Raw genomic sequence first — 23,485 nt, forward strand, 5'->3', positions numbered from 1 at the left:
AGTCTGTTTTTCGAGTGACCAGAGTCAGTAGTGGCTTTGGTCTTTTTGTTTTAAGATTCAATTATAAAGCAAAACGGATTAATTAAAGAGGAGGAAAGTCCATGCTTGAAGCAATTCATTTGAGCAAGTCTTATAAAGGGAAAAAGGCAGTTCAAGATGTCAATATATATTTGAACAGCGGAGAATCAGTCGGACTTTTAGGACCAAATGGGGCTGGTAAATCTACGACGATTTCGATGATATCAACTTTGATAAAGCCAACAAGCGGTGAAATCAAGTTAAATGGCATAAACACGATCGAGAGACCAGGGGAAATTAGAAAAATTTTAGGTGTAGTACCACAGGAATTAGCTCTTTATCAGGAACTTTCAGCATATGAAAACCTTAAATTTTTTGGATCCATTTATAAAATGAAAGGCAAGGAACTGGAAAAAAGCATTGACAAAGCTTTGGAAATTGTAGGGTTAGAAGATCGTCAAAAAGATTTAGTGAAAACTTTCTCTGGGGGCATGAAGCGTAGGGTAAACATTGCGGCTGCATTATTACATCGACCCAAAATCCTCATTTTAGATGAGCCTACTGTTGGCATTGACCCGCAATCGAGAAATCACATTTTGGAAACCGTACGTATGTTAAATGAAAAAAAGGGAACAACGATTCTTTACACAAGTCATTATATGGAGGAAGTAGAACAGCTCTGTGATCGATTGTACATTATGGACCATGGTGAAATTATTGCGGCAGGTACAAAAGCGGAGTTACTTAGCATTTTATCGACGGAGGATACAATAAAATTACAGTTAAGCAGGACTGACGAAACTTTTATTGATCATGTAAAGACAATTGCGGGTGTTCGTAAAGTAGAAGCTTCTCATTTGCAAATGAAAGTCATAGCGAAAAAAGGCAGTAATTTGATCAGTGAGCTTGTCGACCTAGCCAATCAGCATCATATACAAATCATTAATTTTCATACAGAGACCCCTAGCTTGGAAGATGTATTTCTTCATCTAACAGGGCGTACTTTACGTAATTAAGGAGGTGTGATGATGCGAAGTTTTATCAAGAAGGATTTGTTATTATTTTGGCGTGATCGCAAGGAGCTTATTACAGTACTTGTACTTCCTATCCTTCTAGTAGTCGTGTTAAACTTTGCTTTTGCCGGGTTGCTGGGAAATGATAAGGAGTCGTCGATGAATTTACAATTAGGGGTGGTAAATCAAGACGATGACAAAGATGCAAAGGCACAGTTGAAGGAAAAATTGATTGAAGAAGCTTCCTTTAGTGAAGCTGAAGCGACAAGGTTAATGGAACAAGTCTACGTAAATCCAATTCAAATGATTTTAGATTATCTTGGCAGCAGGGATTTGAAGGGATGGGTAACAGTTCATGAACTTAAAGAAAATGAGGCAGTAGAAAAGGTTAAAGCAGGTGATTTGGATGGAATTCTGATCATTCCAAAAGGGTTTACTGCAGATAGCTTATATGCTGCTTTTGTAAAAGAACCTCCAACAACCTCATTGAAATATAAAATGGAAAAAGAAACGAATAACAATCGAACGTTATACAATATTATCCATGGTTTTATTGATAACTTGAACTTTCAGTTTGCGCTGCAGGGAATTGAAGGTGCTGAAGATGCGGAAGTGATGCTGCCTAGAGGAGGGTTTGAGGAAGTAGGTTCAGTGAAAAGTTTCACATTAACTCAATATTTCACCATTTCGATGGGAGCATTGTTTGCCTTGTTCTTAGCTGCTACGGTAGGAACTAAAACTGGAGTGGAAATCAGGCAACAGGTGTTCAATCGGATCTTATTGACAAACAGTCATCCGATGCTCTTTTTAATAGGAAAAATGATCTCAACGTTTTGTTTGGTTTGGCTTCAAATAATGTTTGTATTTATGATGTCCCACTTTATATTTAATGTATTTCCTGATCGTTCCATAACTTTTTGGATGGGTATTGTGGGAATTGTTACCTTACTTTCTTTGTCAATTGCCGGTCTAGCAGCTGTTTTTACCACCATTTCACTGAGAATGGCGAATGTTGATGCAGCAAATGGAATTTTTATGTTAGTTATTTTACTGCTTGGTGTACTGGGAGGGAACTTTGTTCCCATTTATGTATTACCTGACTGGCTGCAACGAATGGGCGAATGGACACCGAACGGTCTTTCTTTAGTAATATTTACGGAATGGATCAAATTCGAGGAGTTTTCATCCATTGCTTCTTCATGCGTCCTATTGGTAGGCTTCTTTTTACTATGTACGTTGATTGCTTCAGCCTTGTATCCGAATAGGGGGAAAGCGTAGTGATTTCAGTAGTATGGGCTCAATTTGCGAAGGATAAACGAAACCCGTTACTTATTCTGTTATATATAACCGGAAGCATTCTCGCTACCCTTTTATTTGGCGGAGGTGTTTATTCACAGACAACAGTAGCGATTTTTAGTGAGGAAGAAAATGCGGAGAAAATTGAAAAAAAGTGGAAAGAATTACTGAGTGTTGATGATTCCATTCGCTTTGAAATAGTCGACCCTGATCAAGCTCGTGAAAATGTAAGGGTAGGGGAAGCCGATGTAGCTGTGAAGTTAATGGAGATGGATTACAGATTAGTTGCCACGAGTGAACTTCCGAGCGTATCTTATGTTCAACAACATGTAGAAAAGGTATTTCATCGTGAAGCACAAATGAATGCAATTGCCAGATCAGGCGGGAATGAAAATGTTCGGGATGAAATGGAGAGCTACTTAGCAAAAGCACCTTTCCAGATGGAAGCTCAAGGGATTGACAATGAAGAACTCCCTGCTTATAACATGAGTACACAATTATTATTTGCTTTTACTTTTTTGGTTTCAATGTTTCTTCTTGGTTTTAAAGTTAACAACGTGACACATGACATGGTTTCAGGTATTTGGAATCGGATGATTCTGTCGCCTGTGAGTAAAACGGGAATGTATTGCGGATACATTTTTTATAGTTTTCTGATTACGCTGTTTCAAGTCGTCGTCGTGCTGGTTGTATTTAAATATGTCATGAATTATGAGGTTGGAGACAATCTGTGGATCATTTTTCTCATTTCCGCGTTCTTTATTTTTAGCATGATTAGCGTTGCCATGTTAATTACCGGTTTTGTCAGGACTCCAGAGCAATTTTATGCAATTTATCCATCATTAATTCCGCTTATTCCACTTATGAGTGGTGCTTATATGATGCCTGGAACGATTACAAATCCTGTACTCCTGTTCATTGCTGATCTATTTCCAATGGCCCATGCCATGGAGGCGATATTATCTGTCATATTTTACGATGCTGGTTTACAAGATGTAATTAAGTCACTGCTGATGATGTTATTGATAGGAGTAGTGGGAATGGGTATAGGGATTAACCTTATTGAGCGAAGAAGTCATTAGTTTTTATGAACGATGAGTAGATAACAAATTGATTGAGAGGGGGCTCTTGAGCCATGTAGAGAAAGCTATGAGAGCCTCTCTTACTTTTAAAATAAACGTTGAATGATTCGTTATACGAATATAAATAACAATACTGATCCTTAAAAATAGTTGAATCAAAGAAAAGTTGGCTTTTTAAAACATTTCCCGTAACCATCTATCCTTCAAGTTGATAGGTGGTAACTGCGTTTCCAGGATGGTTTAGGTTGATATAAATTAAAGATGCGAAGCTTTACTCCTTTAGATATGATTGACTAAAGGGATGAATATAAGCTGAAAAGTAAGAAAATATCATTGGAGGATATGATGGAAAAGTTACTGAAGGAATATTATGGGATAGAGATTACTACAATTTTATCGCAAAAGGGTGGTTGGGCATCACTTGCCTATAAAGTAATTAATCATGATCAGAGCTATTTTTTAAAAGTCTATGAAAAAAGTAGAGCGTCCACACCGAAATTGACTGAACGGATAGATGAATATGTTCCAATAATGGAATGGCTTATACGTAACGGTGGACTGAATGGAAAGACTTCCACCCCTATATTGACTAAGGGTGGAGATTATAAGTGTGAAGATGATAATGGTGTTTACCTGCTTTATGATTATATTGAGGGAGACACTATTGGTCACCAAGAGCTAACTGAGAACCAAATCTACCAACTTTCGGACATCATAGCAAATTTACATTTATATGGAGAAGAAATCCCCGTTAACACAGATTCCATTAAGGAAGATTTTCATGTTCCGTTTTTGCCGTTGTTAAGAAGAATATCTAATCAAGAGAGTAAGAATTTGCCGGATGATTTGAGAAAGGTTGTATGCCCTTACATTGATCAAATAAATGATCTGGTTGATACCGTTGTAAGTCTGGCGCAACACTTGAAAAGTAGTCATATAAGAATGGCCCTATGCCATACGGACTTGCACAATTGGAATTTGATGCAGTCAAAACAACAATTGATGTTGATTGATTGGGAAGGTTTGAAAATAGCCCCTGTTGAAGCAGATCTGATGTTTTTAGTAGATAAGCCATACTACGATATATTTTTAAGAATCTATAAGGAAGTACATGGAAACTTTAAACTCAACCCCGATGCTTTGCATTTTTATCAAGGCAGACGCAAATTGGAAGATATCGGTGAGTTTATAGAGCAGCTTTTGTTTGATTCATTAAGTCAGGAAGAAAGGGTAGTTGCAATAAATTATTTAAAGGAGGAGCTAAGAAACATAATCCGATAATTTGTTTGGTCTACAAGGGTTTGCTTTTCATCAACTCCGGATCGGCGTTATCTGAAAGCCAGACTCTTTTTCAATGAATGAATTCTTTAAAGCAAAGTAGCTAAATTTTGGTGGATGGAGAAAAATGTCTCTCAAGAAAATAACATGTCTCATTCTTCTAATCTGTACTTTGACTTGGCGTGATGATAATCCGTATTGTTTTGGTTAAAGAAAGGGAGGACAGCGTTATGACAAGGAAATACCGTTTATACCAGGTTGATTCGTTTACTACAGACAAGTTTTGCGGCAATCCTGCAGGAGTTATCACAAATGCGGATGGATTGACCGAAGCCGAAATGAAGAAGATCGCAAGAGAACTTAATAATTCAGAAACCGCGTTTGTTTTTTCTCCTAACGACCTTACTCACGATGTTCAAGTTCGCTTTTTTACGCCAACCACTGAAGTGCCGATCTGTGGTCATGCAACAATCGCTGCACATTATGCCCGTGCTGTCGAACAACAACTCGATACAATAAGAGTAATGCAAAAAACGGGGGCAGGTATATTGCCAGTGGATATCATCCGGGAAGAGAACGATTATCAAGTCTTGATGAGGCAAGGAGAAATAGAGTATGGTATGGTCATTGAAGGAGAGAACAAAGATTTCCTCCTGAGCGCTTTAGAGATTACAGAAGAAGACTTATTGGCGGGTTGCCCGATTCAAGTTGTGTCAACGGGCCATTCGAAAATGATGATTGGAATAAAAAGCAGATTATTGTTAAATCAATTAAAGCCAAATTTTGATGCTTTTACTCAATTGAGTAAACGCATTTCATGCAATGGATATTATGTTTTCACGATGGATTCCGAAGAGGAAGATATTTTGATAAAAGGAAGGATGTTTGCTCCGGCAATCGGGGTATATGAGGACCCAGTAACTGGAAATGCGAATGGTCCTCTCGGAGCATACTTGATTCATCATAAATTAGTAAAACATAACGGAACTTCATTCCGATTTCAGGCAAAACAGGGGGAAGCCATGGGACGAACAGGAAAGCTTGAAGTTGAAGTTAAACTTAAAAACGGAGAACCTGCAGAAATTAGTGTTTTAGGGAAAGCGGTAATTGCATTTCAATCTGAACTGATTTTATGAGCTAACTTAAAAGAGCGATACAAAGCCATCATTTAGAATTGAGTGAAGCAGATTTTTGACCCTTTGGATTTGTACCCAAAGGGTGTTTTGATATGGAAATGAACAAAAGCATCTTAAATAGATAAACCATTACAATATTTAGAATGAAGGGACTTAAAGGAAAAAAGATCTCAATCATTGCATACAGAAGAAAAACAGTTTATTATGGATATTGCAGGTCTATAATAGATAATTGAGAAGGGAGGTAATCATCATACAGTTTTCCAAAAGCACCGATTACGCCCTGCACGCTTTAATGCATTTGGCTTATTCTGAACGGAGCCACAACATCGGCATCAAAGAGTTATCTGCAATGCTCAGTGTTTCAGAAAGTTACTTGTCCAAAATTATGTCCAAGCTTAGACAGGATGGAATTGTACACGCTGTGCCAGGAGTGAAGGGCGGTTATGAGCTTGCACGGCCGGCAGGAGAGATTACGTTTCTTGAGGTCATTCAGACGATCGAAGGAAGACAGCGGATGTTCGATTGCTCGAATGTGAATTCACAGCAGCATCAATTGTTAACTGAAGTAAAAGATGACGAACGGATCCCGAATGGTCCGGGCAAAGATGAATGCGTGGTTAAAAAGGTGATGGACGGCGCTGAACAACATTTGCATCAATATTTAAAAGACCATACAATTCAGACTGTGCTGGATGCGGTTGCTAAGAATTGCCACAACAAGGCAAACAAGAAGTGATACACTTCTTGTATTTTAATTATGGATATCAAAGATCTATGGAGGTTTAAATTGAAATGGAAAAACAAATTTTTGATGTAGTGATTATTGGTGGCGGCCCAGCAGGTTTAAACGCAGCTCTTGTTTTAGGGAGAGCAAGGAAAAATGTGATGGTGATCGACGAAGGACGTCCCCGTAACATAGTGACTCAGGAGTCACACGGCTTTCTTACCCGTGATGGAATAAGTCCTGGTGAATTTAGACGAATTGCAAAAGAAGAGATCAGTGCCTATCCGTCGGTCTCTTTCGTAGTGGATAGAGCAGTCTCGATTGCGGAAACGAACGGAGAGTTCCAAATCTCGACAAGGCAAGGACTTATTTTTCAAAGCAAAAAGCTGCTTTTTACAATCGGAATGACGGATCGGCCGCTGAGTATTCCTGGGCTGAAGGAGGTTTATGGGAAAAGCGCCTTTGTCTGCCCGTATTGTGATGGATGGGAATTAAGGGATGAACCGTTAGTCATCATAAACAAAGGACCTGAAGTCATGCATTTTGCTCCACTCATCTCTGGATGGACAGACCATTTTACCATCTGCACGAATGGTCCTGATCAGCTGACCGATGCTCAGCGTGAGGAGCTCAAACAGCATCAAGTGCCAATATTTGAATCACCGATTCAGAGCATCGATTCTAACGATGGAATGGTCCGGCAAATAATTCTTGAAGACGGAACAGTCATTCCATGCAAGGGGATCTTTTTTAAACCGGAGCTAGTTACAGGATCGGACTTGCCGCGAAAAATCGGATGCCAAATGACGGAGGAGGGAATGGTTGTTGTCGATGATTTCGGGAAAACGAATATACCGGGTGTCTATAGTGCCGGTGATGTGACGTCAAGGCTTCATCAGGTCATTGCTGCCGCCTCTAGGGGAGCCTTTGTTGCCGCTGCCATTAACAATGAACTGAATGAGGAAGATTGGAGGCGAAGGGGACTTTAATGGCTAAATGAAATGATGTCCTTCATAATATTATTAGTCTCGGGAAAACCTGTTTTTGCAGCTTCGAATATCTCAAAACCTTTTTATGTCTCTGTTCACTAGCAGCATTAATAATACTAAATCAGAATCTGGATTATCGTTTTTAGCATCTATTTCGAAACTTTTTCCATGGAACTTTTCTTTACTCTTCCGAGAAGCAGGTATAATAATAGGGCAGAAGATTGAACAAACTCTGCCTTACATAAATTTAGCGTTTTGAAGTACGCTGACATAGACAGGGGCGTGCTTACTTCACTTCGACTAAATTAAATGAGATAAGAAATACAATTTGTAAGCAGGATGAATCAGGATATTTGTATATGTGGTTTTGATGAAGAAGATGCTCATTTTTAGTCTACCGGAAAGAGGGAATTGAAAGCCCAATTAATTGAGTTCATGAATCAGGTTTGAAAGGGTGTTATAAAAATCTACAATGAGTTCAGTATCCAGTTTGAATTGGCGAATTTCTTAAGAACTACTCTGCCACAAGAATACAAAGGTCAATTGAAACGGGATATTCATTATTTTGGATTAAATAAACAGGGTTTTCTTAAAATGGAATGGGAAAGGCTGATTACTCCGCCTTTCCTTTTTTATTTTGTGAGATCATTTTTCTTCTATATGAAAAAAGTTATTTTTAATAGAATCATGAATAATTTCAAAATGAGGTGAAAAAATACCACTTATATTCATTTTTAAATTGGAGGTTATAAGTGAATGGTCAAATTGTCTCGTGGTTTATTTTCTTAGCTCCCTGGCTTTTACTGCTTCCCTTAGATTCTCAACGTGTAAAGCGCTTCATGCCAGTAAGCTTATTTATGGCTGTTTTATATACAATACTTTTCCAAATGGCTGAAGTATGGAATTGGTGGGATGTTCACGAAACAAACAACATATTTTTCCTTACCAGTATTTCATCTTTTGTATATGGCTTCCTGATCGTAGTAACCCTCTATATGTTTTATTTTACCTACCCAAATTTATGGCTGTTCCTAATTAGCAATTGGATTATCGATTTGATTCAGGCTTTAATTATAAGTCCTTTTATCTTTCAAAGGGTCGGGCTATATTCAATGAAGAGTATGTCTAATTTTGGACTCTTTGTTATGATTGCCGTTACTGTACCTATTGTTTATTTATATCAAAGGTGGCAAGAAGGCGCTTTTGAAGAAAAAAATGAGGTCCCCTTAGCGGAACTTCTGTTAAAACGGATTTTTCGACACAAAAATGCCGTCCCACGTCGCCAACGGTAACCCGCTGACAATAAAAGGGGATGAATGTCCATTTATTCATAAACAATTGTTATTCTAACGGCTTATTTTTTAGAGGTGTGATTTTATATTAAACACGTCTTATATTATGTATTGTATTGACAAGTACATTTAAGATTGAACACATGATCAAACGATTGTTCACATGTAAATCAATATAAAAATCAAATGATATAACATATAAGAAATATAAAGATAAAGTGACTTTTTCCCAATGACTGTCTTGTATACCTAGTTTAGTTTTGAGCAAAAGTGGTCACCAGTTATAATTTAAAGTACTTATTTGATACTGCCTGCCTACTTATGAAAGGATGCTTCAATAAATCTCCGCATAAATTACCAGAACGTTTTTAACCCTCCTACCCTACTAAACACTCATATAAAAACCAAAATATTGACAGAATCGCTCGCAGTATGTATATTATTAATTTATTAAATGCACTAAAACGATAGGAATTATTCGTTTTTCGGTTGCACAGTAATTTCCGCGGCGCATAAGATGCAAAAAATAAAAGGCGAGAGGGGGAGCAAAATGGATATATTTTTAATTATCGTGAATATCGTTGTTTTATTAGTAATTATTGGTCTTCTTATTTTTATGCAAAAGAAACATGTTTCGTTTACAAAACGCGTATTTACGGGGTTGGGCGCCGGTATTGTACTTGGTGCACTTTTACAGGCAATATATGGGGTAGACTCGGAGGTTTTAACGAATACAGCGGATTGGTATGGTATTGTCGGAAGCGGGTATATCCGACTATTGATGATGATTGTTGTACCGCTTGTCATGGTGTCCATCACTCAGTCCATCATTAATTTGGAAAAATCAGCAGACCTTGGAAAAATGTCTGCATGGATTATCGGTTTCTTAGTTTCTACCGCTATGGTTGCCGCTTTAATCGGGATTGGTGCGGCTGGATTATTTGATTTGAATGCAGATCAGATTGAAGCAGGGCAGGCGGAAATGGAGCGCGGGGATATGCTTCAGGAGAAGCTTGGAGATGTGCAGGATCTCTCAACACCGCAAAAAATCCTCGATTTTATTCCGTCCAACATTTTTTTGGATATGACAGGAGAACGACCAACTTCGGTCATTGCGGTGGTCATATTCTCAATCATTGTCGGGATCGCCGTTCTCGGGTTGCGGAGGAAAAATCCCGAACAAGCGGAAATGTTCACGAAAATCATTAATGCACTTTATGCGGTTGTGATGAGGATCGTAACATTGATTCTGCGTCTGACGCCATTTGGGATTTTGGCATTGATGGCTAATACGGTGGCTAAAACAGATGTTGCCGGTATTGTTCAGCTTGGGAAATTTGTGATTGCCTCTTATGTTGGATTATTTGTCATCATGATATTCCATCTAATATTAGTCGGGGTTTTTGGTTTGAATCCAATAACTTATTTAAGAAAGGCTATGCCTGTACTGGGATTTGCTTTTACATCACGCTCAAGTGCCGGTACGATTCCACTGAATATCCAGGCACAAAAAAATTCCCTTGGTGTTGACTCGGGGATTGCCAATATGTCTGCTTCATTTGGAGCGACAATCGGGCAGAATGGTTGCGCAGGTATGTATCCTGCTATGCTGGCAGTCATGATTGCACCGACAGTCGGAATTGATCCTTTTACACCAGCATTCATCATCAAATTGGTATTGATTATTGGAATCAGTTCTTTTGGTGTTGCCGGTGTTGGTGGCGGGGCTACCTTTGCTGCATTGATTGTCTTGTCGTCAATGGGCCTCCCGGTTGCTTTGGCTGGTTTGCTCATTTCAATCGAGGCGCTAATTGACATGGGTCGTACAGCTGTAAATGTAAATGATAGCATGGTTGCCGGGACCTTGACAGCACGAATCTTGAGAAAGCTGAATTTGAAAACATTTAATGATAAAACAGCTATTGAAGACAGTTCGTCTTTCTAATAAAGAAACTAATCACCCATAATGTTGGTGGTTAGTTTTTTTTTTACGGTCAGCCTATATACCATAAGGTTATGAGTTGGAGGAAGAACACCTTGGAAAGGTTCTTGCAGTTGACATACAATATAGGAAAGCGAATTCGTATTCTTTACGATTCTATCTATCCTAAAAGGGGTTCGCCGCTTAAGCTTTTCAAAAGATGAAACTGGTATCAGAAATTAATTACTATAAATAAGAAGGGACGATTTCTAATGGAACAGGTTACACCGTTTTTAATGTTCCAAGATGGCAAGGCGGAGGAAGCGATGAATTATTATACATCACTTATTGAGGATTCAGAAATTAAAAGTGTTGTTAGATATGGAGCGAATGAAGATGGAGAAGAAGGAACTGTGATGCATGCTGTTTTTTCCTTGAAAGGACAAGAATTTATGTGCATTGACAGCAATATTAAACATCAATTTTCATTTACCCCTTCGTTTTCGATCTATCTTACTTGTAGTTCTGAAGAGGAACTTGACAATCTATATGAAAAGCTCATCGAAGGCGGCAAAGCACTTATGCCGTTGGATGATTATGGGTTCAGCATTAAGTTTGGATGGATAAATGATCGGTACGGTGTCTCTTGGCAACTTAATCTTCCTGAATGAAAGGGCATGGCCACCAACAAAACAATTTGTTACATAATCAAAAAGCTTTACAGCAATACGAGGGAAAAACCGGATGCTCATCCGATTTTTCCCTCCTTCTAATCTGAAGAAAATTATAAGTATAAAAGGATCAGAGTGCTGATTGGATTTCAACGATTCAGGATCTGAAGGAAGAGAGGCAGACAGTAGGATCATTGGAGAAGGGAGACCTCATTCTATTCTAAAAAACGAAATCTAGTATAGGCAAATAAATAATTATAACCGGAGAGAATTGACTATATACATTATTTGGGAGGATGGACTCAATAGAGAGTCTATTTTTTTTCTACCCGATTTCATATGATTTCCCTTGGTAAAACAGGCTTTTTCCTTTGATTTGTTAGCATTGCAATACATCAGATAGAACACCTATTTTTTTACCCCCAAAACTTTAGATTAAAATAGTTTCTTTAAAAAAACCAATCATTTTAATTTATTCTTTCCAGCAGGCACCAGTTTTTTGAACACTTTGTTACTAATATGCATAATGATTCAAGGACATTTTGTGACATAAATCACAAACTATTGTTTTTAAATTTTGATGGTAATAAGATATTTGTAAATTGATCAATCCACAAACGATTGCCTTTTGCAATTAAGCTTTTAATTTAAGAAAGGGGTCCCTCAATGAAAATAAAATGGGCTATATTATGTATGGTGATCACGATACTGCCAATGCTGACAGGTTGCGAATCATTAATGGTTTTGGATCCTAAAGGGCCTCAGGCTGAATTGACGGCCAATGTTATATGGATATCGATTGCAACGATGGCCATCATAGTTATTTCTGTATTCGTTCTTTTGATAGTTGTATTAGTAAAATATCGTGCATCAAAACAAAGTGAGGATTATGAACCACCTCATATTGAAGGTAATCCGGTGGTGGAATCGATTATTGTTGGGATACCGGTTTTAATTATTATTTTCCTTTCAATTATTACGGTTAAATCCACTTATGCCGTTGAAGCAACACCAAAACAACATGAAGGTCAGGAACCTTTGGTCGTTTATGCTTCGTCTTCCAACTGGAAGTGGCATTTTAGTTATCCAGAGGAAGACATTGAAACGGTAAACTACTTGTACATCCCAACAGATCGTCCGTTGGAATTTAAGCTTTATTCATACGGGCCGATCACAAGCTTCTGGATTCCACAGCTTGGCGGACAAAAATATGCCATGGCTGACATGGTAACCACGTTGCACTTGGCAGCCGACGTTCCTGGTGAATATATGGGAAGAAATGCAAACTTTAGCGGAAAAGGCTTCGCCGAAAATACTTTCCAAGTTAAAGCAATGCCAGAGGATGAATTTGAAGATTGGGTTAAAGAAGTGAAATCAACTGCTGAACCTCTTACTGAAGAGAAATTCGAAAAGTTATTAGAGCCTGGTCATCTTGGCCAATTAACTTTCAGCGGGACACATTTAGGATTCTTGCCTGCGCCGGAAGGAGAATACAGTGGGCACAATCACGGATCCACCGGGTCTCATGAAGAATCAAATAAGGATCATTCAGATCACAACAATCATGAATGATAGCTTCAAAGTGTCGAAAACCAGTTTTCAATGCTGATAACTTATCTGGAAGGAGTTATTAAAGGATGAACTATTTTGACCGATTTGCCATTCCTCATCCAAGTCCTGCAATTTATGCATCAATGGTAGCCATTGGTCTTACAGTTATCGCGATTATCGCCGGTTTAACCTACTTTAAAAAATGGGGTTATTTATGGCGAGAATGGTTAACAACCGTTGACCACAAACGAATTGGGATAATGTATTTAATCTCTGCATTGCTCATGCTATTCCGCGGTGGTGTAGATGCGATTATGATGCGGGCACAGACTGCTGTGCCTGAAAATACGCTCTTGGATGCACAACATTATAATGAGGTTTTTACTACCCATGGGGTAGTCATGATTATTTTTATGGCGATGCCATTTATTTATGCTCTGATGAACTTTGTTGTTCCATTACAAATAGGGGCACGTGACGTCGCATTCCCGCGCCTGAATGCGTTAAGTTTCTGGTTATTCTTTATGGGTGCAATGTTATTCAACATTTCATTTGTCATTGGAGGATCTCCTGATGCAGGGTGGACTTCTTATTTTCCGCTCGCAGGAAATGACTTTAGTCAATCGGTCGGAACCAATTATTATATGTTGGCGATCCAAATTGCTGGTATCGGTACATTAATATCCGGGATTAACTTCATCACAACCATACTAAGAATGAGAGCACCTGGTATGACTTTAATGAAGATGCCAATGTTCACATGGACTGCTTTTATCACGAATGCTATTGTCGTTTTCGCGTTTCCGGTATTAACTATCGCGCTTCTGCTGGGAACAATGGACCGGCTGTTTGGTTCAAATTTCTTTACAACGACAAATGGCGGTATGGATATGCTATGGGCAAACCTTTTCTGGGTTTGGGGGCATCCGGAAGTTTACATTTTAATCTTACCGGCATTTGGTGTATATAGTGAGGTTATCTCTACTTTTGCACGACGAAATCTCTACGGATATAAATCAATGGTTGGGTCTATAGTGATCATTTCGTTCTTCTCTTTCTTGGTCTGGACTCACCACTTCTTTACAATGGGGCAAGGGCCGCTGACGAATAGTATTTTCTCGATTACGACAATGGCTATTGCGATCCCGACCGGAATCAAGATCTTTAACTGGATTCTGACGATGTGGAAAGGGAAGATTACATTTACCGTTCCAATGCTTTATGCTGTAGGCTTCATTCCGATCTTTACGATTGGCGGTGTAACCGGAGTAATGCTCGGTATGGCAAGTGCAGATTATCAATATCATAATACCATGTTCTTAGTTGCCCACTTTCACTACACCATCATACCTGGAGTTGTATTCGCAATGCTAGCAGGGCTCACTTACTGGTGGCCAAAAATGTTTGGTTTTATGCTTAATGAAAGAATCGGGAAATGGGCGTTCTGGTTTATCGCGATTAGCTTTAACGTCACCTTCTTTCCAATGTTCTTCACCGGTTTGGACGGGCAGGCACGGCGGATGTACACATACTCGGAAGCAACCGGGTTTGGACCGCTTAATCTCCTTTCATTTATCGGAGCAGCTGGGCTAGCCATCGGGTTTGCTTTGATTGTATACAATGTTTACTACAGTACGCGTTATGCTTCAAGAAATATTAGTTCAGATCCATGGGATGCACGTACGCTTGAATGGGCAACACACAGTCCAGTACCAGCCTATAATTTTGCGACGATACCGGAAGTTCATTCGATCGAAGCATTTTGGGATCATAAGAAAAAAGGTCATCCATTATTCAAAGAGAATATTGAAAAGATTCATATGCCAAATAGCACCGGCGGTCCGTTTATCATGAGTTGCATATTCTTCTTATGGGGCTTCTCATTGGTATTCAGTATGTGGATTCCGGCTATTCTTACAACCATAGGGATCTTCGTTTGTATGGCATATCGTTCATTTGAAAAAGACGACGGATATTACATTTCTGTAAAAGAAGTGGAAGAAACAGAAAAAAAGTTGCGAGGTGCTAGCTGATGAATGTAGATCACTCGCTGCCAATGGAATACAGCACAGAACAAAATCAAATGAATATTTTAGGGTTCTGGGTTTTTCTCGGAGCTGAAATAATGCTCTTTGCAACGCTTTTTGCAACTTATTTCACGTTGGTCGACCGCACGGGAAGCGGACCTTCCGGAGCAGAGATTTTTGAAATCACACCAGTGCTCATTGAAACATTCGTGCTTTTGACAAGTAGTTTTACGATCGGCCTAGGCGTTCATGCAATGCGTATCGGCAATAAGAAAGCGATGATGGCGTTCTTTGGCATTACACTGCTTTTGGGGCTCACTTTCCTAGGTGTGGAAATTTATGAGTTTATCCATTATGTCCATATTGGAGCAGGGCTGCAAACGAGTGCGTTTACGGCCATCCTGTTAACAACTTTAGGTACACATGGAGCCCACGTAACGCTTGGTTTATTCTGGGGATTATTCATTATCCTGCAGGTTAAAAAGCGGGGATTAACACCAGGAACAGCCAATAAAGCGTTTATCTTTTCACTTTACTGGCATTTTCTGGATGTCGTGTGGATCTTTATTTTCAGCTTCGTCTACTTGAAAGGATTGATGTAGCATGAGCGAATTATTTCCACGGAAACAAGTCGCAGGCTTTGTATTTTCATTAATACTCACAGCCATAGCTCTTGCCGTTTACTTCTTTGATCTATCGTTTACAGCTGGAATGACAATACTTTTGGTCACAGCATTCGTGCAAGCTGCCGTTCAACTTGTAGTCTTTATGCACGCTGGTGAAACGAAAGATAAAGGCTTGATTTTAACAAACATCTATTATGCATTTGCCATAGCCCTGGTCACCATCTTTGGTACATTGCTAATTTTGATTTGGGATATGTAATTCATTAAAAGGAGTGTCTAAATGGCGCTCCTTTTTCATTTGAAAATCTAATCCCTTTAGCTGTTTTTTTCTCCATCTCTTCAGTCGCTACAAAAAACACACCGATCAGAAAAATGAAAATAGCCCCCATCACAGTGCCAATGCCTATACTTGTAGCTACACTGGTATCGCTTACAAAAAAGCCGTATAAAAAAATGATAATTCCGATTGAAAGAACTGTGTATCCAATTGATTTTGTAGCATTTAGTATTTTGTAAGTGGATTCCATCGTATAATTCCCCCTTCATTTAATATCTATATATCTATTATTCAACCGGTTCACAAATTTGTCAAATGTTTTCTTTATAATGATTTTTGCACATGAAAAAGAGAGATATCAGGGGTTGGTTTTTGAGAATATTAGTAAAATATTCTTTACTTAGAGTTCGTGTGAAAAAATGAGTATTGTAATCATTTTTAGACTGAAAAAGGTTGGGGTTTTAAATAAGATATTTACGGTATGATCGGATGATCTCCCATACTTTAGAGTAAACAATGAAAACATAGGATCTAAAAGAAATTGCAAGCTGAAATTATCATCATTTTACTTTGCATTTTTTGAATTAGTGACAAAGTAAACAAACACAAATCTCTGTTAAAACCGGTAATAAATTTTTCAAGCAGCGATGATTGGTTTCACTGCAAGTATTTCAGATTGTGCCGTACCAGGATTTTAAAAGCTGGATTATCATACATCACTAGTAGAAAGATCCTGACCTCTATAGGGACTCGATGAACTTAAAAAATTTACTATTGACAACTTTAAATTCTCAATATATCATTGCATATAATTAAATTACATTACATGCAAAGATTGGAAACAGTAAAAGGAAGATAAGCTTTTCAGAGAGCTGATGGGTGGTGAGAATCGGCAGTTATCCCCTTTGAACTCCTCCAAGAGCTGCTCCCTGAACAAAATTAAGTAGGGGATGCCGGGATTCTGCCGTTAAAAGGATAGGTGGTGTTGGCCGCCGAAAATGAGTGGGTTAATCATATATCATTTAACCAATTAGAGTGGTACCGCGAGCAAAGCCTCGTCTCTATTTTTATAGAGACGAGGCTTTTTTTATATTTATATGATAAAGGAGTGTTTTCAAATGTCGCGAAAAATTTGGGTGTTTGATACAACGTTAAGAGATGGAGAGCAGGTTCCGGGTGCTAAACTGAATCAATATGAAAAGTTAGAAGTGGCTTACCAGCTTAAAAAGCTGGGAGTCGATATAATCGAAGCGGGTTTTCCTTCGTCTTCTGCCGGTGATTTTAATGCTGTCAAAGAAATTGCCAACAAAGTGGGAAATACAGATGACATTATGATAACAGCATTGGCAAGAGCAGTGAAATCTGATATTGATGCTGTATATAACAGTGTAAAATACGCAGAAAAACCATTAATTCATATTGTTTTAGGGACTTCTGACATTCACGTGGAAAAGAAATTTGGCAAATCAAAAAACCAAATATTAGACATCGGTGTTGAAGCGGTAAGATATGCAAAAAGTCTTTTGCCAAATGTACAGTATTCCACGGAAGACGCCTCTCGTTCCGATTTTGAATATTTATGGAAAACCATTGAAGCTGTTGTCAAGGCTGGAGCTACAATGATCAATGTGCCTGATACAGTTGGCTTTGCTGAACCGGAAGAGTTTGGGGAGCTGATCTTCAAATTAAATGACCGATTGAAGAATTTGAATGATCAAGTACTTTTAAGTGTCCATTGTCATAATGACTTAGGAATGGCGACAGCCAATACTTTAGCTGCTATCAAATACGGAGCGGATAAAGTGGAATGTACGATTAATGGGATAGGTGAACGTGCCGGTAATGCTGCGCTTGAAGAGGTTGTGATGGCCATGAATACTCGTTCATCTGTTTATCAAGCATATACGGATATTCATACAAAGGAAATAATGAATACATCCAGGATGGTCAGCAATTTTATGGGACTTGATGTTCAAGTGAATAAAGCCATAACGGGGGAAAATGCCTTTGCACATTCATCCGGTATACATCAAGATGGATTATTGAAATCAAGGGATGCATATGAAATCATCAGCCCGCTTGAGGTTGGATTAGATGATATGGAGCTTGTACTAACTGCCCGGTCTGGTCGCCATGCAGTAAAAAACGCTCTTACTAAATTAGGGTTTGATAGGTTGACAGATGAGCAATTTGAAGAGATTTTTGCAGACTTCCTTGAAATGGCCGATGAGAAAAAAGAAGTATACAACCATGATTTATTTATTATTGTTGAAAATTATTTCACTGAAAAAAATATTCCCAATCAAGCTCATGTTAGCGACAACTTCTTTGAATTGATGGATTTACAAGTGATCAGTAACACGAGCTTTCCATCAGCAAGTGTAAAAATGAAGAAGGGAAATCAAATTTTGGAAGGCAGCGCAGTCGGTTCAGGCCCAATAGATGCACTTTACTCCGCTATAATGGATATAAGCCAGCTGGACATTCATCTCCTTGAATATAATATCAGCAGTGTTTCAAGAGGGAAAGAGGCAGTGGGAAAAGTAAAAATTCAAATCGAGTTCAGAGGGGAAAAGTATACTGCGAAAGCAACAGATACAGATATTATGAAAGCAAGCGCGTGGGCGTTTATTAATGCAATTAATAATGTAGTTGTTGAACATTTGTTGCCTGTCAATTAGAAATAAATGTTGAAATGGCTATTAAGAAGTTGCTTACAATATAGGCAGTCAAATAAAAGGGTGTCATGATTCTGGCAAGTACTGTTTTTCGATACCGGGCGTTAAACAAGACAATCATAAGGGACTATTTCAAGGTATTTAAAGAGGGGTTTCTTCTGCAAAACACCATTTTTTTAGCTGTTGAATTTAAAAATAGCTTTTTGCAAGAAGGAACTAGTCCTCTTTTTGTTGAATGAAAGTTGAATATAAGTAGATAATGAGAAGCGAGATGATCCCGGATGATAATCAAAAGTAAATGGATTCGCATGTATAAAGTACTGTCTATGTTTATGGTTTTTTTCATTCAGATCTATTGGTACAAAATTACAAAGAAACCTGAAACCGAATGGGAAAAACTGTGGGCGAATATTGGAAAAAGATTTAGACGAACACTCTTTGAACTTGAAGGCCTCCTTATCAAAGTGGGGCAGATTATTAGCAGCAGAGCTGATCTTCTCCCACAGCCATTGATCCGTGAAATAGAAGACCTTACTGACAAGGTTCCGCCTTCTGATTGGAATGACATTCAGGAGATTCTTGATAAGGAATGGGGAAGCAGTCATAAAGAATTACTGATATCCGTAGAAAAAGAGGCGATTGCCTCCGCTTCAATTGGAGAAGTTTATAAAGGTGTTCTTCAAGATGGATCAAAAGTAGCCATTAAAGTGCAACGCCCGCATATAGATTCCGTTGTTCAGACTGATTTTCGCACACTGGGCATTGCCATTTGGTTTGCAACCTATTTTTTACCTATTCCTAAGGGATTTATTAATCTTAAAGTTTTATTGACAGAATTAAAGCAAGTGATTGAACGAGAGCTTGATTTTACAAAGGAGAAGGAAACTCTTCTATATTTTCAAGATAGATTCAAAGATAGTGATATTGTTCTTATACCACATGTGTATGCTGAATTATGTACATCCAAAGTGTTGGTGATGGAATGGGTGGATGGAATAAAAATCAATGATTTCTTGGCTATAAATCAGTTGGATGTAACTCGAAAGGAATTGGCTCAGCGACTCATCAAAGTGTTCCTGCCACAATGGCTCGAGCCTGGGATATTTCATGCTGATCCACACCCAGGAAACATACTTGTATCCGAGAAAGGGCATATCATCTTGCTTGATTTTGGTATGGCTGGTGAAATTTCAAAAAATGATTCGCTATCTTTTCAAAGGCTGATTGAAAGTTTTCTGGCTAAAAATTATTCCGCGGCAGTAGAATGTCTGTCACGTTTGGGGTTCTTGCTTCCGGAAGCTGACTCCAAAATGATAGAAAGATTACTGGCGGAATGGATGACTTTCCAGCCTGCTCAAATGAATGAAGTCGATTTGATCGCCTTTAAACGTGAACTTACCGACATGATTCAGGCGCTTCCTGTCCAAGTACCGACACGCTTTGTTTTTCTGGGCCGATCTTTTGTAACGATTGAAGGCATTGTCACTCATTTGTTGCCGGAAGAGGACATCCTTGATATAGGTAAACCCGTTTTTATGGAATGGTCATTGTCCCAAGGGAATAAATGGTCCTTTGCTTGGCAATGGATCCAATCACAGCCATTATTCAAGATCTTTCACTCCATGAAGGAGTTTTTGAATGCACCGGAAAAGCTGGAACACCTAAAGGAAACCGAACAAAGAAGACAGTTCCAATTTTGGGTATACGAAAATCATAAAAAACAGTTATTTCAATTGACGCTGTTTGCGTTAACAGGAATTGGTGCTGGGATCTACCTAGCCAATACGATAATGTTGAAACTATCAATTGTTTTGTCCGCCTTTTCGGTTGTGGGTTATTCGATTATCAGTTATAAATTGAAAAAATGGATGAAGTACATGCATAAAATACGGTGATGAATTTGCTGGTTTTTATGGCAATAGGCAATATCAGGATTAAGAAAGGGAGAGCATATTGAAGGCAGCATTTTCATTAGCCCTGGTGCTAGGCCTATTTATGTTGGCGGGTTGTGGATCGCAACAAGCGGAAACAATGGTCCTTTTCGGTGATATGAATGAAGATCCTTTCCTAATCTTGAAGGATAAGGACTCTTTGAACCTATTGGAATAAGCAATAACATCTGCCGTAAAGCAATCGGAAAAAGTTGATACAACTGATTCCGACTATGATGTAATCGTGGAATTCGAGTCAAATAAAGGGGATCTTCCCACACATGGGCTCCATTTATGGTTAGGAAAAGAAAATGAACAAAGTATGTTCATGTATTTGACCGACGATTCTGTTTATCTTACCTCAGCAGCGATGACTCAAAAATTAAGGGAGTTGCTCGAAAATTAATAAATATGAGGAATTTTGGAAGATACCTGTATTCTTTAATAGCTGGGAACCTATATAAGTTGAACTGGTCGAGGCACCTTCAATTTTCCGCTTTTCAGTCCTCTTTAAATGTTTCTTTTTGATGATTGAATGGCTGATGAAGATATGGTCTGAAAGGGGAGGCGTTGATAGTCGATGGTCGTAAATTCGTGCGCGGTTAATGGCAATCAAAGCCGTTACCCTTCTACTCGGCATTACAGTAAAAGAAGGACGGGGTTGACATCAGGGAAGGGAAAAGTTGGGTCTACTTTATAAAGCAGACCCTATAATAAACTGAAACCATAATAACTTCTAAAACAGATCCACCCTAGCATCTTCTATAAATTTGCCATCCAATTAATTTATGCTATAATCAGTATAATTACTACGCTTGTAGTTTTTTGATAAATTAAATACTACAAATGTAGTATTAATTGGAAGAAAAGAAGGTAAGGACAATGAGAAGCAGGGTTAAAAGCAAAAAAGCAAGAGTCAAAACTTATTCCATCGTTCTATTGATCATTTTAGCGGGAGTCGGTGGTTTTGGGCTATTCCTAATGATACATAGTAATGACACCAGACAGATGGAGGAAACAGCAAACAACTTTATTGATATTTTAGAGAATAAAGAGTATGAAAAACTGGGTAGTGTGCTAAAAAAACAATCTTATACTTCAGCAGATTATACTTTGGAAGATGTGATAGATAAATACGATGCTATTTTTAACGGTGTGGATATTGATAACATCCAAGCTTCCAAGATTAAATTTGAAAAAGTGAATGACAAAAAGCTAGAATTTTCCTTTCGATTGAATTTCACTACCCCATTGGGATCTTTGGAAAATTTAGAATACCATACACAGATGATAAAGACGGACGATGATTATAAGGTGAAATGGGATCCTTCATTAATTTTTCCTGGAATGGAGGGAAAAGATAAGGTTGTATTTCATTATTGGAAAGCAGAACGTGGGGAGATTACAGATCATCTTGGCAACGGATTAGCAATAAATGAAGAATTTAAAGAGGCGGGGATTGTACCGAAAGATTTACCCCAAGAGAGTAAAAATGAGAAAAGCTTCCAAGAAATTAGCCAACAATTTAATATTCCAGTGAAAGAAATACATCAAAAACTAAATCAAGGTTGGGTAGATGATGATTTATTTGTTCCTTTAAAAATTATTGAATCTGATGAAGCAAAAGTAATTCCCGGTATTTCCTATCGGAATGTAAAACTTCGATATTATCCTTTAAAGGAAGCCGCTGCTCATTTAATCGGATATGTAGGAAAGGTGACGAAGGAAGACTTGGATAGAAATCCACATTTTGCGGAAGGAGACATAATTGGCAAAGCTGGATTGGAAAGAGCCCTGGATAAAGAGCTGCGGGGTAAAGATGGTGGAGAAATCCTAATTGTTGATGAGAATGGAGAAAAGAAACAAGAAATTCAAACGCTGGAGAAAATGGACGGAAAAACGATCAAACTGACAATCGATAACTATATACAAGTGGAGGCTTTCAAACACTTGAAAGGAAAACCAGGTGCTACCGTTGTTATGGACCCCAAAGAAGGGGGACTCTATGCAGTAGTCAGTTCCCCTTCGTTTGATCCGAATCAAATGGCTCAAGGCATTTCCCAGCATGATTATGATAAGTATACCAACGATGAGAATAAGCCATTTATTTCAAGATTTGCTACAGGTTATGCACCCGGTTCCACATTTAAAACGATTACCTCCAGCATTGGTCTAGATGCTAAAGTGACATATCCTAATAAGGTTAGGAAAATAAATGGTTTAAGCTGGAAGAAAGATAAAACTTGGGGCGGGTATTCAGTTACCCGTGTTTCTGATGTACAAAATGTAGATATGAGAAAAGCACTCATATACTCTGACAATATTTACTTTGCTCAAGAAACGATAGAAATGGGAGAAAAAACTTTTAAAAATGGTCTGAAAAAGTTTATCTTTGGAGAGAAATTAGATTTGCCGATTTCAATGAAACCTGCGCAAATTTCTAATCAACCAACATTTAATTCAGAAATTCTCTTGGCTGATACAGCGTATGGACAAGGAGAATTATTAATTTCTCCCATTCAGCAAGCCTCTATGTATTCTGTTTTTCAGAACGCAGGAAAGGTTGTCTATCCAAGATTATTAGATGATCAAGGCAAGCGGAAAAGAAAATCAGCCATCACTAGTTCAACAGCAAATGAAATGAAAGACCGGTTGGAAGAGGTGGTAAGTGACCCAAATGGAACAGCCCATCTATTATACAACCACCAGTTTCGGTTAGCTGCTAAAACGGGTACAGCAGAATTAAAAATGCAGCAAGGAGAAAAAGGGGATGAAAATAGTTTTTTACTTGCTTTTGATGTAGGGGATGATCATTTTCTTCTCCTTTCACTCGTAGAGCATTACTCCGCCGGCAGTTCTGCAACCCAGTTGAATAAATCATTCATAGAAGAATTATATGAATACTTTCAAATGAGATGATTGAACGCAGGAAAAAAAAGGATTCTAACCTCCTATACATTTACGCTTTAAGC

19 protein-coding genes and 1 other annotated feature are annotated in these 23,485 nt (G+C 38.4%); of the genes, 18 read left to right on the plus strand and 1 reads right to left on the minus strand.

Features of this window, described 5'->3' with window-relative positions; all coding sequences use genetic code 11:
- The first annotated feature begins 101 nt into the window (after positions 1 to 101).
- The 14 genes from C509_RS0104115 (at position 102) to qoxD (ending at position 15,886) form a co-directional block, all read left to right on the plus strand.
- Positions 102 to 1,034: an ABC transporter ATP-binding protein gene (locus C509_RS0104115; protein WP_018705642.1), complete on the plus strand. Its 933-nt coding sequence runs from the start codon at positions 102 to 104 to the stop codon at positions 1,032 to 1,034.
- 12 nt (positions 1,035 to 1,046) lie between these two features.
- Positions 1,047 to 2,309 (plus strand): ABC transporter permease, encoded by a 1,263-nt coding sequence (locus tag C509_RS0104120; RefSeq protein ID WP_018705643.1) that lies wholly within the window; start codon positions 1,047 to 1,049, stop codon positions 2,307 to 2,309.
- Positions 2,309 to 3,409 carry an ABC transporter permease gene (locus tag C509_RS0104125; protein WP_018705644.1) on the plus strand — a complete coding sequence of 367 codons (1,101 nt, stop codon included), beginning with the start codon at positions 2,309 to 2,311 and terminating at the stop codon, positions 3,407 to 3,409. The genes C509_RS0104120 and C509_RS0104125 overlap by 1 nt, the downstream gene beginning before the upstream one ends.
- Positions 3,410 to 3,754: 345 nt before the next feature.
- The gene (locus C509_RS0104130; RefSeq protein ID WP_018705645.1) at positions 3,755 to 4,690 is read left to right on the plus strand and encodes an aminoglycoside phosphotransferase family protein; all 936 of its coding nucleotides are present in this window, start codon (positions 3,755 to 3,757) and stop codon (positions 4,688 to 4,690) included.
- A 227-nt stretch (positions 4,691 to 4,917) separates the two neighbouring features.
- A complete protein-coding gene (locus tag C509_RS0104135; RefSeq protein ID WP_018705646.1) occupies positions 4,918 to 5,823 on the plus strand; it encodes a PhzF family isomerase in 906 nt (301 codons plus the stop codon).
- A gap of 253 nt (positions 5,824 to 6,076) precedes the next feature.
- Entirely contained in the window at positions 6,077 to 6,562 is a 486-nt protein-coding gene (locus tag C509_RS0104140) for an RrF2 family transcriptional regulator (protein ID WP_026319671.1), read from the plus strand.
- A gap of 56 nt (positions 6,563 to 6,618) precedes the next feature.
- Positions 6,619 to 7,539 carry an NAD(P)/FAD-dependent oxidoreductase gene (locus C509_RS0104145; protein ID WP_018705648.1) on the plus strand — a complete coding sequence of 307 codons (921 nt, stop codon included), beginning with the start codon at positions 6,619 to 6,621 and terminating at the stop codon, positions 7,537 to 7,539.
- A 752-nt stretch (positions 7,540 to 8,291) separates the two neighbouring features.
- On the plus strand, positions 8,292 to 8,831 hold the full coding sequence (locus C509_RS0104150) for a hypothetical protein (protein WP_018705649.1): 540 nt from the start codon (positions 8,292 to 8,294) through the stop codon (positions 8,829 to 8,831).
- A 550-nt stretch (positions 8,832 to 9,381) separates the two neighbouring features.
- Positions 9,382 to 10,776 (plus strand): L-cystine transporter, encoded by a 1,395-nt coding sequence (locus C509_RS0104155; RefSeq protein WP_018705650.1) that lies wholly within the window; start codon positions 9,382 to 9,384, stop codon positions 10,774 to 10,776.
- A 248-nt stretch (positions 10,777 to 11,024) separates the two neighbouring features.
- Positions 11,025 to 11,423, plus strand: a complete 399-nt coding sequence (locus C509_RS0104160; RefSeq protein ID WP_018705651.1) for a VOC family protein — start codon at positions 11,025 to 11,027, stop codon at positions 11,421 to 11,423.
- A gap of 666 nt (positions 11,424 to 12,089) precedes the next feature.
- Complete coding sequence (gene qoxA, locus C509_RS0104165; RefSeq protein ID WP_018705652.1) at positions 12,090 to 12,995, plus strand: cytochrome aa3 quinol oxidase subunit II; 906 nt, start codon at positions 12,090 to 12,092, stop codon at positions 12,993 to 12,995.
- Between the two features lie 65 nt (positions 12,996 to 13,060).
- Positions 13,061 to 15,007: a cytochrome aa3 quinol oxidase subunit I gene (gene qoxB, locus C509_RS0104170; protein ID WP_018705653.1), complete on the plus strand. Its 1,947-nt coding sequence runs from the start codon at positions 13,061 to 13,063 to the stop codon at positions 15,005 to 15,007.
- On the plus strand, positions 15,007 to 15,603 hold the full coding sequence (gene qoxC / locus C509_RS0104175) for a cytochrome aa3 quinol oxidase subunit III (RefSeq protein WP_018705654.1): 597 nt from the start codon (positions 15,007 to 15,009) through the stop codon (positions 15,601 to 15,603). The genes qoxB and qoxC overlap by 1 nt, the downstream gene beginning before the upstream one ends.
- A 1-nt stretch (position 15,604) precedes the next feature.
- Positions 15,605 to 15,886 carry a cytochrome aa3 quinol oxidase subunit IV gene (qoxD, locus tag C509_RS0104180; RefSeq protein WP_018705655.1) on the plus strand — a complete coding sequence of 94 codons (282 nt, stop codon included), beginning with the start codon at positions 15,605 to 15,607 and terminating at the stop codon, positions 15,884 to 15,886.
- A 4-nt stretch (positions 15,887 to 15,890) separates the two neighbouring features.
- Here qoxD and C509_RS0104185 read toward each other — a convergent pair whose 3' ends face one another.
- Positions 15,891 to 16,154: a hypothetical protein gene (locus tag C509_RS0104185; RefSeq protein ID WP_018705656.1), complete on the minus strand. Its 264-nt coding sequence runs from the start codon at positions 16,152 to 16,154 to the stop codon at positions 15,891 to 15,893.
- Between the two features lie 572 nt (positions 16,155 to 16,726).
- Positions 16,727 to 16,970 (plus strand) — a binding site (T-box leader).
- A gap of 52 nt (positions 16,971 to 17,022) precedes the next feature.
- On the opposite strand from C509_RS0104185, the gene C509_RS0104190 reads away from it, so the two are divergent.
- From C509_RS0104190 to pbp4, 4 genes are all read left to right on the plus strand, one after another.
- Positions 17,023 to 18,585: a 2-isopropylmalate synthase gene (locus tag C509_RS0104190; RefSeq protein ID WP_018705657.1), complete on the plus strand. Its 1,563-nt coding sequence runs from the start codon at positions 17,023 to 17,025 to the stop codon at positions 18,583 to 18,585.
- Between the two features lie 305 nt (positions 18,586 to 18,890).
- Positions 18,891 to 20,477, plus strand: a complete 1,587-nt coding sequence (locus C509_RS0104200) for an ABC1 kinase family protein (RefSeq protein WP_245542428.1) — start codon at positions 18,891 to 18,893, stop codon at positions 20,475 to 20,477.
- A 217-nt stretch (positions 20,478 to 20,694) separates the two neighbouring features.
- Positions 20,695 to 20,919, plus strand: coding sequence for a YhfM domain-containing protein (locus C509_RS26880; protein WP_483852522.1), 225 nt, complete (start codon positions 20,695 to 20,697; stop codon positions 20,917 to 20,919).
- A gap of 476 nt (positions 20,920 to 21,395) precedes the next feature.
- Positions 21,396 to 23,432: a penicillin-binding protein PBP4(5) gene (pbp4, locus tag C509_RS0104215; RefSeq protein WP_018705661.1), complete on the plus strand. Its 2,037-nt coding sequence runs from the start codon at positions 21,396 to 21,398 to the stop codon at positions 23,430 to 23,432.
- Positions 23,433 to 23,485: the final 53 nt, after the last annotated feature.

The organism is Siminovitchia fordii DSM 16014 = CIP 108821 (assembly GCF_000374565.1).
Taxonomy (GTDB): domain Bacteria; phylum Bacillota; class Bacilli; order Bacillales; family Bacillaceae_C; genus Siminovitchia; species Siminovitchia fordii.

Excerpts from the sequence above, each read along its gene's own strand:
- qoxB (WP_018705653.1), top strand. The coding sequence starts at position 13,061 with ATGAACTATTTTGACCGATTTGCCATTCCTCATCCAAGTCCTGCAATT.
- C509_RS0104190 (WP_018705657.1), top strand. The coding sequence starts at position 17,023 with ATGTCGCGAAAAATTTGGGTGTTTGATACAACGTTAAGAGATGGAGAG.
- C509_RS0104115 (WP_018705642.1), top strand. The coding sequence starts at position 102 with ATGCTTGAAGCAATTCATTTGAGCAAGTCTTATAAAGGGAAAAAGGCA.
- qoxC (WP_018705654.1), top strand. The coding sequence starts at position 15,007 with ATGAATGTAGATCACTCGCTGCCAATGGAATACAGCACAGAACAAAAT.
- qoxD (WP_018705655.1), top strand. The coding sequence starts at position 15,605 with ATGAGCGAATTATTTCCACGGAAACAAGTCGCAGGCTTTGTATTTTCA.
- C509_RS0104200 (WP_245542428.1), top strand. The coding sequence starts at position 18,891 with ATGTATAAAGTACTGTCTATGTTTATGGTTTTTTTCATTCAGATCTAT.
- pbp4 (WP_018705661.1), top strand. The coding sequence starts at position 21,396 with ATGAGAAGCAGGGTTAAAAGCAAAAAAGCAAGAGTCAAAACTTATTCC.
- C509_RS0104135 (WP_018705646.1), top strand. The coding sequence starts at position 4,918 with ATGACAAGGAAATACCGTTTATACCAGGTTGATTCGTTTACTACAGAC.
- C509_RS0104145 (WP_018705648.1), top strand. The coding sequence starts at position 6,619 with ATGGAAAAACAAATTTTTGATGTAGTGATTATTGGTGGCGGCCCAGCA.
- C509_RS0104130 (WP_018705645.1), top strand. The coding sequence starts at position 3,755 with ATGGAAAAGTTACTGAAGGAATATTATGGGATAGAGATTACTACAATT.
- C509_RS0104185 (WP_018705656.1), bottom strand. The coding sequence starts at position 16,154 with ATGGAATCCACTTACAAAATACTAAATGCTACAAAATCAATTGGATAC.
- C509_RS0104155 (WP_018705650.1), top strand. The coding sequence starts at position 9,382 with ATGGATATATTTTTAATTATCGTGAATATCGTTGTTTTATTAGTAATT.
- C509_RS0104120 (WP_018705643.1), top strand. The coding sequence starts at position 1,047 with ATGCGAAGTTTTATCAAGAAGGATTTGTTATTATTTTGGCGTGATCGC.
- C509_RS0104160 (WP_018705651.1), top strand. The coding sequence starts at position 11,025 with ATGGAACAGGTTACACCGTTTTTAATGTTCCAAGATGGCAAGGCGGAG.
- qoxA (WP_018705652.1), top strand. The coding sequence starts at position 12,090 with ATGAAAATAAAATGGGCTATATTATGTATGGTGATCACGATACTGCCA.